At 35.9% G+C, this 12,211-nt stretch carries 11 protein-coding genes; all 11 read left to right on the top strand.

Features of this window, described 5'->3' with window-relative positions; translation table 11 throughout:
• The first annotated feature begins 133 nt into the window (after nucleotides 1-133).
• From mraZ to ABJF08_RS09665, 11 genes are read left to right on the top strand one after another with little or no spacing between them, the layout of a single operon-like run.
• Nucleotides 134-601: a division/cell wall cluster transcriptional repressor MraZ gene (gene mraZ / locus ABJF08_RS09615; protein WP_348115940.1), complete on the top strand. Its 468-nt coding sequence runs from the start codon at nucleotides 134-136 to the stop codon at nucleotides 599-601.
• Complete coding sequence (gene rsmH, locus ABJF08_RS09620; protein WP_348115941.1) at nucleotides 576-1,493, top strand: 16S rRNA (cytosine(1402)-N(4))-methyltransferase RsmH; 918 nt, start codon at nucleotides 576-578, stop codon at nucleotides 1,491-1,493. The genes mraZ and rsmH overlap by 26 nt, the downstream gene beginning before the upstream one ends.
• Entirely contained in the window at nucleotides 1,494-1,823 is a 330-nt protein-coding gene (locus ABJF08_RS09625; protein ID WP_348115942.1) for an FtsL-like putative cell division protein, read from the top strand. It begins immediately after the preceding gene.
• On the top strand, nucleotides 1,810-3,801 hold the full coding sequence (locus ABJF08_RS09630; RefSeq protein WP_348115943.1) for a penicillin-binding protein: 1,992 nt from the start codon (nucleotides 1,810-1,812) through the stop codon (nucleotides 3,799-3,801). Before ABJF08_RS09625 ends, ABJF08_RS09630 begins: the two co-directional genes overlap by 14 nt.
• Nucleotides 3,798-5,264 carry a UDP-N-acetylmuramoyl-L-alanyl-D-glutamate--2,6-diaminopimelate ligase gene (locus tag ABJF08_RS09635; protein ID WP_348115944.1) on the top strand — a complete coding sequence of 489 codons (1,467 nt, stop codon included), beginning with the start codon at nucleotides 3,798-3,800 and terminating at the stop codon, nucleotides 5,262-5,264. Before ABJF08_RS09630 ends, ABJF08_RS09635 begins: the two co-directional genes overlap by 4 nt.
• Before the next feature lie 3 nt (nucleotides 5,265-5,267).
• A complete protein-coding gene (mraY, locus tag ABJF08_RS09640) occupies nucleotides 5,268-6,500 on the top strand; it encodes a phospho-N-acetylmuramoyl-pentapeptide-transferase (protein WP_348115945.1) in 1,233 nt (410 codons plus the stop codon).
• Nucleotides 6,500-7,861, top strand: a complete 1,362-nt coding sequence (murD, locus tag ABJF08_RS09645; RefSeq protein ID WP_348115946.1) for a UDP-N-acetylmuramoyl-L-alanine--D-glutamate ligase — start codon at nucleotides 6,500-6,502, stop codon at nucleotides 7,859-7,861. Before mraY ends, murD begins: the two co-directional genes overlap by 1 nt.
• Before the next feature lies 1 nt (nucleotide 7,862).
• Entirely contained in the window at nucleotides 7,863-9,065 is a 1,203-nt protein-coding gene (locus ABJF08_RS09650; RefSeq protein ID WP_348115947.1) for an FtsW/RodA/SpoVE family cell cycle protein, read from the top strand.
• Nucleotides 9,052-10,140 carry an undecaprenyldiphospho-muramoylpentapeptide beta-N-acetylglucosaminyltransferase gene (gene murG / locus ABJF08_RS09655; RefSeq protein ID WP_348115948.1) on the top strand — a complete coding sequence of 363 codons (1,089 nt, stop codon included), beginning with the start codon at nucleotides 9,052-9,054 and terminating at the stop codon, nucleotides 10,138-10,140. The genes ABJF08_RS09650 and murG overlap by 14 nt, the downstream gene beginning before the upstream one ends.
• Nucleotides 10,137-11,498 carry a UDP-N-acetylmuramate--L-alanine ligase gene (gene murC, locus ABJF08_RS09660; RefSeq protein WP_348115949.1) on the top strand — a complete coding sequence of 454 codons (1,362 nt, stop codon included), beginning with the start codon at nucleotides 10,137-10,139 and terminating at the stop codon, nucleotides 11,496-11,498. Before murG ends, murC begins: the two co-directional genes overlap by 4 nt.
• Nucleotides 11,491-12,207 (top strand): cell division protein FtsQ/DivIB, encoded by a 717-nt coding sequence (locus ABJF08_RS09665; RefSeq protein ID WP_348115951.1) that lies wholly within the window; start codon nucleotides 11,491-11,493, stop codon nucleotides 12,205-12,207. The genes murC and ABJF08_RS09665 overlap by 8 nt, the downstream gene beginning before the upstream one ends.
• Nucleotides 12,208-12,211: the final 4 nt, after the last annotated feature.

Genomic DNA, 12,211 nt, shown 5'->3' on the forward strand with positions numbered 1-12,211 from the left:
CAATTCTTAAATTGTTAATAACTAGGGTAGTTATTCAGAATAAGGCTCATTTATCAACAATGTGGTAAAATGTGGTAAAAAGTGGTATTTAATTTCTTATTTTTGATTTAATAGCGCTAAATGGCTATTTCAAGTGAACAACTTTATAGGAACATACGAGTGTAAAACTGACGCCAAAGGGCGATTTATGATGCCAGCTGCTTTAAAAAAGCAACTGACACCGGTCGTTCAGGAAGGTTTTGTGATTAAACGAGCTGTTTTTCAGCCTTGTTTAGAGCTTTATCCTATGAGTCAGTGGAATAAAATGATGGAAAAATTGAACGGTTTAAATCGTTTCAATAGAAAGCATAATGATTTTATACGTCGTTTTACAGCAGGAGTTAAAACTGTTGAGGTAGATGCAAATGGGCGATTACTTATACCTAAGGATCTAATCACCTTTGCTGGAATTACAAAAGAAGTAACCGTTTCAAGTGCGGTGAATATATTAGAAATCTGGGACAAGCAGAAGTATGAAGCGGCTATTGATGACTCGCTAGATGACTTTGCTGATCTCGCTGAAGAAGTAATGGGAAATGACACAATCGACCTCTTATCATAATCCGGTTCTTTTAAAAGAAACCGTAGATGGATTGAATATTAATCCGTCTGGAACGTATGTGGATGTCACCTTTGGTGGTGGTGGTCACTCTCGTGAGATTCTCTCGCGTCTAGGTCCAGGTGGAAGGCTGTTTGCTTTTGATCAAGATACAGATGCGCTTGCAAATACCATAGATGACGATCGTTTCATGTTGATTAATCAAAATTTTGGTTACATGAAAAGATTCTTAAGGCTTTATGGAGCAAAAGAGGTGGATGGAATACTAGCAGACTTGGGTGTTAGTTCTCATCAATTTGACGAGGCTGCGCGTGGTTTTTCAACTCGATTTGATGCTAGACTCGATATGCGCATGAATCAGGATCAAGAGTTAGATGCTGTAGTTGTGGTTAATCAGTATGATGAAGAAGATCTAGTGAGAATATTTAAGGCTTATGGTGAGTTGCGTATTGCGCATAAGTTAGCCAGAAGAATAGTAAGTGCTAGAGAAGAGTCTGAGATATTAACGGTGGCAGATCTCAAGGAGATTTGTTCTCCACTGGTGCCAGAGAGAATTGAGCATAAGCTAATGGCTCAAGTGTTTCAGGCTATACGTATAGAAGTTAATAAAGAGATGGAAGTGCTTTATGATTTTTTAAGACAGTCAGAAGAAGTGCTTAAAGTAGGTGGTAGGTTAAGTGTTATTTCTTATCACTCTTTAGAAGATAGGCCTGTAAAAAGATTTATGCGTAATGGTTTATTTGAAGGAGAGCCAGAGAAGGATGTATTCGGTAGGTCTAGTGTGCCATTTAAAAGAATAGGTAAAATGATTATCCCTTCTCGAGAAGAGATAAAAATTAATAATAGAGCTAGAAGTGCCAAGTTGCGTATAGCAGAAAAGATAGAGAGAGAATAAATGGCTGCCAAAGTGTATGACATATTAAAAGGTAGTTTTTTAACTAACGATGACGCTTTTAAAAACTGGCGTTTCATATTGTTTGCTGCTGTACTCGCAATTGTTATGATTTTTACAGGTCATAGTTATGAGAGAAAAGTGCATAAACTAGCTGCTGTTAATGAACAAGTAACAGAGTTACATAGTGAGTATACTGATTTAGAAAGAAGATTAATGTTTATGCAAATGGAGTCTACCATTGCAAGAAAAATAGGAAATAAAGGAATTGCACCGGCTAAGAATCCGCCGCAAAAAATAGTAATTGTAGAAAAGATAGATGGCAACAACTAATAAAAATATATTGAACAAGATGTACTTGGTGAGTGCACTGTTTGTTGTTGTTGCGTTGCTAGTGGTGGTTCAAATTATTAACATTCAGTTTGTGGAAGGAGACGCGTACCGTGCCAAAGCTGAACAACGTGTTTTTAGAAACGACACTATTCCTTCTACTAGGGGTAATTTATATGATGCAAATGGACAGTTGTTGGCTACATCCATTAGTAAATATGACATACGTTTTGATGCGCTAGCACCGTCTAGTAAAGATTTTAATGAGAATATAGCTGCCCTTGCTGAGGAGTTAGGAAAGAAATTTGACAAATCTAAAAGTTATTATTTACAGAAATTAAGAAAAGCGCATAGTAATAAAAATCGCTACATGCTTATCGCAAAAAATCTCAATTATGGAGATTACAAAGAGATAAGAGAGTTTCCTCTTTTTGAGAAGGGGCCATACCGTGGTGGTTTAATTGTAGAGAAAAGAATAGTTCGCGAGCATCCATTAGGTAAAATGGCAGAGCGTATCGTAGGTTATGATCGTAGGGGAAGTGCTCCTGTAGGATTAGAAGGTGCTTTTGCTCCTTATTTGAGAGGAAGTGATGGTGTTAAATTAGAGCAGAAAATAGGTAAAAATCAATGGAAACCTATTAATAGTGAGAATGAGCTGGATCCCAACGATGGTTATGATGTTTATACTACTATAGATGTGAATATGCAGGATGTTGCACATCATGCATTGCTAAAACAGTTAGAGTATTTTGAAGCAGATCATGGTACTGCGGTAGTAATGGAAGTGGCAACAGGTGAAATAAAGGCGTTATCTAATCTAGGTAGAGGTGATAATGGTAAATATTTTGAAAAGAGAAATTATGCTGTATGGGAATCTCATGAGCCTGGTTCTACATTTAAATTAATGAGTGTAATAGCTGCGCTAGAAGATAAAGTAGTAGATACCAGTACTGTATTTGATACAAAAGGTGGTAAGATTTCTTATTACGGCCGTAATGTGCGTGATTCTAAATATGGCGGTTATGGAAAAATAACAGTAGCTAAGGCTTTTGAGGTTTCTTCAAATACAGCACTGGTGCAAATGATACAGAATAATTATAAATCTAATCCTGAAGATTACGTGGATAGATTATATAGTATGAATCTTAATGAAAAGTTGAATTTGCCTATTAAAGGAGAAGGTGTTCCTATGATACCTCACCCAGATGATAAAAACTGGAGTGGATTGTCCTTGCCATGGATGGGATTTGGTTATGGGGTGCAATTAACGCCTTTGCAAACTCTTACATTTTATAATGCTGTTGCAAATAATGGTGTTATGGTAAAGCCTCGATTAATTAGAGAAGTTAAGTCTAAGGAAAAGGTGATTGAAAAATTTGATCGTGAGATAATAAATCCTGCGATATGTTCTCAAAATACTATTGATAAAGTAAAGGTGATGATGGAAAATGTGGTACAAAGAGGGACTGCAAAAAATCTATACAGTGAAAACTTTTCTATGGCTGGTAAAACAGGAACGTGTCAAACAGAATACTGGAAATCTTCCGGTAATTATATAGCTTCTTTTGCAGGTTATTTTCCTGCAGATAAGCCTAAATACAGCTGCATAGTGGTGATAACAAAACCTAGTGTTAGAAAAGGGTATTATGGTAATATAGTTGCTGGGCCTGTTTTTAAAACAATTGCGCAAAAAATATATGCTAACAACCCTTTAATAGATCAGTTAGAATTGCAAAAAGACCTACCAACATCAATGCTGGCGTCTACAGAGTCTTATTTAAACAAAGCTCATGCTCAAAATGAAGTTTCTTCCATGAAGATTCCTAATTTGATAGGTATGGAAGCTATGGACGCCATTGCGATAGTTGAAAATTTAGGAGCCGATGTGATATTAAAAGGTTCTGGAAAAGTGAAATCACAAAGTCTAAAAGCAGGCACTAAAATATCTCCTTCAGATAAAGTAACTCTAACATTGATATGATGATTCTAAAAGACATATTATATAAAGTCGGCCTAGACATAGTTATAGGCTCCACAGACGTTCAGGTCAATGATATACATTTTGATTCTAGAGCTATTAAGGAAGGTGATCTTTTTGTAGCGATTAAAGGAACAGCTGTAGATGGTCATGATTACATTGAAAAAGCAGTGTCCCAAGGGGCTAGAGCTGTCGTTCTTGAGGTAATGCCAGATTATCAAGATGAGAATGTGACTTATGTGAAAGTTGAGAACGCACATAAAGCATTGGCTTTAATGGCTGCTAACTTTTATGAGAATCCTTCTAGACAACTGAAGTTAGTAGGAGTTACAGGTACAAATGGTAAAACGACTACAACATCTTTGTTATACCAGCTTTTCAAAAAGTCAGGTTTTAAGACAGGTTTAATTTCTACTGTAGAGATATTAATAGATGAAAAAGTAGTTGCTACAAAGCATACAACTCCAGATCCTATGACTATTAATAAGCATCTTGCAGCTATGGTTGCGATAGGTGTAGATTATTGTTTTATGGAGGTGAGTAGTCATGGAATAGCGCAAGAAAGAGTGACAGGCCTTGAGTTTGCAGGTGGCGTGTTTACTAATCTTACTCATGATCATTTAGATTACCACAGCACTTTTGCAGAATATCGAGATGTTAAGAAGAGATTCTTTGATGAGTTGCCTAAAGGTGCATTTGCATTAACAAATCTAGACGATAAGAATGGAGCTGTAATGTTGCAAAATACAAAGGCTAAAAAGTTGGGGTATGCTTTAAAGACATTTACAGATTATCGTGCACAGATCATAGAAAATCAGTTCGGTGGTTTGTTGTTGAAGGTTAATGAGCATGAGGTTTGGTCTAAAATGGTGGGTGAATTTAACGCCTATAACGTTTTGGCTATCTATGCCTGTGCTATAGAATTAGGACTAGAAGAGATAGAAGTGTTAGAAGTTATCTCACAGTTAGAAGGTGTGTCAGGTAGGTTTCAATATTTTACTACAGTTGAAGATAGAATTACAGCTATCGTGGATTATGCTCATACACCAGATGCTCTTAAGAATGTGCTAGAAACGATTAATTCTATACGCACAAGAAATGAGAATGTAATTACTGTAATAGGTTGTGGTGGTGATCGAGATACATCAAAAAGACCTAAAATGGCTCATATCGCTGCTGCTTTAAGTGATCAAGTCATTTTTACTAGTGATAATCCTCGTACAGAAGATCCGCAATTGATTCTAAATGATATGGAAGCAGGAGTAGAACCTCAAGATTATAAAAAGACCATAACTATCCTAGATAGGAGTCAGGCCATAAAAGCAGCAGCAAAAATGGCAGATAAAAATGACATTATTCTAATAGCAGGAAAAGGTCATGAAACATACCAAGAGATAAATGGTGTGCGATCTGATTTTGATGATCGTAAAATAATAGCCGATATCCTTAATAAACTCAACAAGTAACAAATGTTATATTATTTATTTAAATATTTAGAAGAAGAATTTAATATGCCTGGTGCATCACTCTTTGGTTTTATAACCTTTAGAGCGGCTATTGCATTTGTTCTTTCTCTAGCGTTTTCTACCATATATGGTAAGCGCATTATTACATTTTTACAAAGACAACAAGTGGGTGAAACCGTGCGTGATCTTGGACTAGAAGGGCAGGCGCAAAAGGCTGGTACACCTACCATGGGTGGTGTTATAATTATTCTAGCCACTTTAATACCAGTATTTCTATTATGTCAGCTAGATAATATTTATGTGGTTATGCTTATTATCACTACAGTATGGATGGGGTTAATAGGTTTTACAGATGATTATATAAAAATATTTAAGAAAGATAAAGGAGGCTTAAAAGGAATATTTAAAGTAATAGGTCAGGTAGGTTTAGGTGCTATTATAGGTTCTATCATGTTTTTTCATGATGGAGTTACTATAAAAGAAGAAAAAGTAAACCCAAAGAACTCACAAGAATTGATTACTCAAAACTCGCCTATAGAGTTTGAAGCGGCAAAAAAATCTACTAAAACAACTATTCCTTTTGTAAGAGATAACGAGTTTGATTATGCGAGCTTAATAGACTGGATAGATCCTAGTCTTGCAAACTGGGCTTGGTTAGTTTTTATACCTATAGTAATCGTAATAGTGACAGCAGTTTCTAACGGTGCAAATCTTACAGATGGTATAGACGGGCTTGCTGCAGGTACTAGTGCTATAGTCGTTATAACTCTGGCATTATTTGCTTGGATATCAGGAAATATTGTTTTTTCAGATTATCTCAATGTCATGTATATACCCAACTCTGGTGAGATGGTAGTTTTCATTACCGCATTTGCAGGTGCTTTAGTTGGTTTTTTATGGTACAATACTTTTCCTGCGCAAGTATTTATGGGAGATACTGGTAGTTTAACTATAGGTGGAATCATTGCAGTACTTGCTATTGCAACTAGAAAAGAATTATTAATACCTATTCTATGTGGGGTATTCTTGATGGAAAACCTTTCTGTAATGATGCAGGTAAGTTGGTTCAAGTACACTAAAAAGAGACATGGAGAAGGCCGTCGTATTTTCTTAATGTCGCCTTTACACCATCATTATCAAAAACGTGGTATTCATGAAAGTAAAATAGTCGTGAGATTTTGGATCGTAGGTATTTTACTAGCTATCATAAGTGTGGTAACTCTTAAAATGCGATAATGAGTCAATCGCAAGAACATATAGATAGAAAGCGCCTGGTTATCCTAGGTGGTGGAATTAGTGGCATGGGAGCGGCTATGTTAGGGACTCAAAAAGGCTATGATGTTTTTTTAAGTGATGGAGGTAATTTAGGTTCCGCTTTCGCGAAAGCGTTACAAAAACAATCCATTTCCTGTGAGTCTGGTGGTCACTCTATGGATAAAATACTCGATGCATCGCTAGTTGTGAAAAGTCCTGGAATACCAGATACCGCCGAGATGATTTTAAAAATTAAATCTGAAGGGATTGAGGTGATTTCTGAAATAGAATTTGCGTCCAGATTTACGGATGAAAATATTATTGCTGTGACAGGAGCAAATGGTAAGACTACGGTTACTAGTCTTATAGATCATATTTTAAATGTGGCTGACTTAGATCATACTACTGGTGGGAACATCGGTAAGAGTTTTGCTCAGCAAGTATTTGAAGGAGAATCAGAGAATAGATTACTAGAAGTGAGTAGTTTTCAACTAGATGGAATAACCAGTTTTAAACCTCACATCGCGATTATTTTAAATATCACTCCAGATCATCTGGATAGATATGATTACAAGTTTGAAAATTATGTCGCTAGTAAAATGCGTATTACGATGAATCAAGATGAGAACGATTACCTCATTTACAATATCGATGATAAGGCAATTACAGACGCTATAGAAAAATTAGATATTAAAGCACAACTCATTCCTTTTTCAATGGAAAGAGAATTAAAAACAGGAGCATGTTTGCTCGATAACAACTTACACATTAATACCCATAACTCATTATTTACTATGCCTACAGAAAAATTATCAATTAAAGGGAAGCACAACACTGCAAATGCAATGGCAGCTTCTACTGCGTCAAAACTTTTACAAATAAGAAAAGAGACTATTAGACAGAGTCTTACTTCTTTTGAAGGAGTGGAGCATCGTTTAGAAAATGTATTGAAAATTAATAAAGTTCAATATATCAATGATTCTAAGGCTACAAATGTGAACGCTACCTATTATGCGTTAGATACTATGGAGCAACCTACCGTATGGATAGTAGGCGGCGTTGATAAAGGAAATAATTACTCAGAACTTTATAGTCTAGTAAATCGCAATGTAAAAGCAATCGTATGTCTGGGAGAAGATAACTCTAAGATAGTAGAGGCTTTTGGTAATTGTGTAGAGCAAATGGTAGAAACTAGTAATATGGAAGACGCGGTTAGAGTAGCTTATAAGCTAGCTCAGGCTGGTGATAACGTATTATTGAGCCCTGCTTGTGCAAGTTTTGATCTTTTTAAGAACTATGAAGATCGTGGACGTCAGTTTAAAAATGCAGTAAGAGGATTGTAAATTGAGAATTAAAAACTACATATCTGGAGATACCTTTTTGTGGGCGCTAGTAATCATATTATTGGTGTTTTCTTTCCTGCCTGTATATAGTGCAAGTGCAAATCTTGCTTATATAGGTAAGGGAACAGGTAATACTACCAAGTTTTTGGTAAAGCATTTTGGTCATGTAGTTATAGGTTTGGGGCTGTTGTATTCAGTTCATAAAATCCCTTATAGATATTTTAGAGGACTAAGTGTTTTGTTTTTACCTGTGGTCATAATTTTACTGGGTTACACTGCTATGCAAGGCACAATTATGGGTGGTGCAAGTGCAAGTAGGTGGATGACAGTTCCTGTTATAGGAATGAAATTTCAGACCAGTACGTTTGCCTTTGTAGTGCTTATGGCATACGTCGCAAAGTATCTTGCTTCCATTAAAGATAAAGTAGTAACGTTCAAAGAGTCTATATTACCATTGTGGGTTCCTGTGGGAATTGTGCTGGTTCTTATTGTGCCATTTAACCTATCCACTGCAGTGCTCATTTTTGCAATGATTTTATTAATTTGTTTTGTAGGTGGGTATCCATTGAAATATTTGCTAGCGATGATAGGTGTAGGGTTTATAGCGCTTAGTTTATTCGTTTTAACTGCTAAAGCTTTTCCAGGTGTATTTCCTAACCGTGTGGATACATGGGTGTCACGTATTGCCACATTCGGTGGTGAGGGAGATTCAGATTCTACGTATCAAGTAGAGCGAGCAAAAACAGCTATTGCAAATGGTTATATAGTAGGAGTAGGTCCAGGTAAAAGTGTTACTAAGCATGTGTTACCGCAGTCTGCTAGTGATTTTATATTTGCTATTATCCTAGAAGAATTTGGAATTATAGGTGGTTTAATTATTCTGTCTTTGTACCTATTCTTCTTGTTTAGGCTTATAATAATATCAACAAAGGCTGCTTCTGTTTTTGGGCAGTTGCTGGTAATAGGTGTAGGATTTCCTATCGTTTTTCAGGCACTGACTAATATGGCAGTTGCGGTAAATTTAATACCGGTTACAGGACAGACTTTACCATTAATAAGTAGTGGAGGGACCTCTATCTTAATGACGTGCATGGCAGTAGGAATAGTGTTAAGTGTAAGCGCGCAAAGAGAAGAGGTAAAAGCCCAAGAGAAAATAAAAGAAGATGAAATGAATCCTTTAGACGTACTTAGTGAAGCCATATAAAATAATCATATCAGGAGGAGGAACAGGTGGTCACATCTACCCAGCTATTTCTATTGCAAATGAATGCAAGAGAAGATGGGCAGACTGTGAGATACTTTTTGTAGGAGCAAGTGATCGCATGGAGATGGAAAAAGTCCCAGCAGCTGGTTATGAGATTAAGGGATTGTGGATAAGTGGTATTCAAAGAAGTTTGTCGCTTAAGAATCTTGCTTTTCCATTTAAGGTTATAAAGAGTTTACATGACGCAGGTAAGATTATTAAATCTTTTAAACCAGATATAGCTATCGGTACAGGAGGATTTGCTAGCGGTCCGTTGCTATTTATGGCAAATAAAAAAGGGATTCCAACTTTAATACAAGAACAAAATTCCTATCCTGGAATAACTAATAAATTGCTAAGTAAAAAAGTGAATAAAATTTGTGTGGCGAGTACAGGTATGGAGCGATTTTTCCCAAAGGAGAAGATTGTTTTAACAGGTAACCCAGTACGTCAGGACTTACTTAATGTTGACTCTTTAAGAGTAGAAGCTTTATCACATTATAATTTAGACGCAAATAAAAAAACATTACTTGTTTTAGGCGGTAGTTTAGGAGCAAGAAGAGTAAACCAGTTAATAAATAATAATCTAGAATTATTTAAAAAAGAGAATGTTCAGGTAATCTGGCAGTGTGGTAAGTTTTATCATAATGAGTATAAAGAAAAATCGCAAGCAGGAATTCAGGTTCATGCTTTTTTAAACAGAATGGACCTCGCTTATGCCGCTGCAGATTTTATTATATCTAGAGCAGGTGCAGGTTCTATTTCAGAATTAGGTATAGTAGGTAAGCCAGTGGTTTTTATTCCATCTCCTCACGTTGCTGAAGATCACCAAACCAAAAATGCACAAGCTATAACAAGTAAAGATGCTGCCTTAATGATTAAAGAAGTAGATCTAGATCAAAACTTTACAACGTTATGGAGTGGTTTATTATCAAATATAGAATTACAGAAAAAACTTTCTGATAACATAAAAAAACAAGCACTTCCAGATGCTACAAAGACTATCGTTAACGAGTTAGAGCAACTATTAAAATGAAAGAACTAGAACATATATCGCATTTTTATTTCATCGGTATCGGTGGGATAGGTATGAGTGCGCTTGCTCGTTACTTAAATGATCATGGTAAGCACGTGGCTGGTTATGACCGCGTCGTGACAGCTCTTTCTAAAAAGTTAGAAGATGAGGGTATCGACATTCATTATTCTGATAGTTTTGGTAAAATACCTGACGAGTTTAAGAGTGTAGAAACGGCACAAGTAATTTATACACCAGCTGTTCCTGTAGATTTTGGTGAATTAGTTCGCTTTCGCGAAAGCGGAATTAACATCCTAAAACGTGCACAATTATTAGGTCAGATTTCTAGAACTATGACCTGTCTTGCAATAGCAGGGACGCATGGTAAAACGACGACTAGCGCTATACTGGCACATTTACTTTACAAAAGTGATGTTAAGGTTACAGCTTTTTTAGGAGGTATTCTGGAAGAATATGATACTAATTATCTGTGTTCTGGTACTGATGTGATGGTAGTAGAGGCAGACGAGTTTGATAGATCTTTCATGCAGCTAGATCCAGATATCGCAGGAATAACATCTATGGATGCAGACCATCTTGATGTTTATGGAGATGTTGCGACTTTTGAAAAGACTTTCCATGATTTTGCCGGCTTGTTAGATGGTAAGACCTTGCTGTTAAATGAAAAATTAAACCTTCAAGGTTTAAAAGTAGGATTGGATTCTGGTGACTACGAGGCTGTCGATGAGGTTATCATAGATGGCGCTTATCATTTTGATTTGAAAACACCTCAAGGTATAATTGATAAATGTCTTTTAAAATTACCTGGTAAACATAACCTGAGTAATGCCATACTAGCTATGGCTATAGCTTTAGAACAAGGTGCAAATCCTGAAAAATTAAAGTATGCACTTGCATCATTTCCTGGTGTGAAGCGTAGATTTACTTACAGGGTCGATAATGATCATAGGGTGTTGATTGATGATTATGCACATCATCCTAAAGAGATAGATGCGGTTTACCAGGCAGTTACAGAGATGTATCCTGAGCAAGAAAAGCTAGTGGTTTTTCAACCACATTTATTTTCTAGAACACAAGATTTTATAGAAGAATTTGCATTGTCATTAAGTAAGTTTGATAAAGTAGCTCTTCTAGATATTTATCCAGCTAGAGAATTTCCTATAGAAGGTATCACTTCAGAGTTGTTATGCAGAAAGATTAATGCTTTAGAGCAATCACCTGAGGTTGTCACCGTTGTAGAAAAAGACGATATAGAAGAGTTTGTTAACGACATGGGTACGAGAATTGTTATCATGTTAGGAGCTGGTGATATAGGGGTGGAGATAAATAAATTAACTGAAAAATGGTCTGATGCATAAAATAAAAAACATCATAAAATTGGTGTTGGTTATCGTATTGGTAATCAGTCTTTATGCATTTGCGTCAAGTAGATATGAAGCCAGGAAATTGAAAGATGTAAATATCACATTTACAGATTATAGTGATCCGTTGATCTCTGAAAAGAACGTTAATAAATTGTTGATACAAAATGGTGATAGTATAGAGAACTTGACGATAGAAAATCTAGATTTGAATAAGAGTGAATTACGACTTGTTCAAAACGCAATGATCAGAGATGCAGAGGTTTCTGTATCCCTAGATGGATTGCTAAAGGCTGTTGTGCGCCCTAGAAAGCCTATTGCAAGAATTATGGGTAAGCCAGATTCTTATCTAGATCAGGATAATCTAATAATGCCGTTATCAAAAGAACACACTGTTAATGTGCCTCTCGTTTACGGTTTTAGTGAAAATGTTCAGGATAAAACATTTGAGCTGATCAATTTTATTAGAAATGATGAGTTATTAAAAGCCTCTTTTACTCAAATCAAATTTGATAAAAGAGAAGAAGTAACACTTTCTGTAAGGGCTTTGGATTTTAAAGTAAAGTTAGGAAGAGTTGAAAAACTAGATCATAAGATGATCAATTACAAAGCGTTTCTAACAAAAATGCAAAAGGATAAACAACTAGGTGATATTAAAACAATAGACTTGAGATTTAATAATCAAGTAGTAGTAACAAAAAGGTAGGGAA

This window comes from Nonlabens sp. (genome assembly GCF_039941875.1).
Lineage (GTDB): Bacteria > Bacteroidota > Bacteroidia > Flavobacteriales > Flavobacteriaceae > Nonlabens.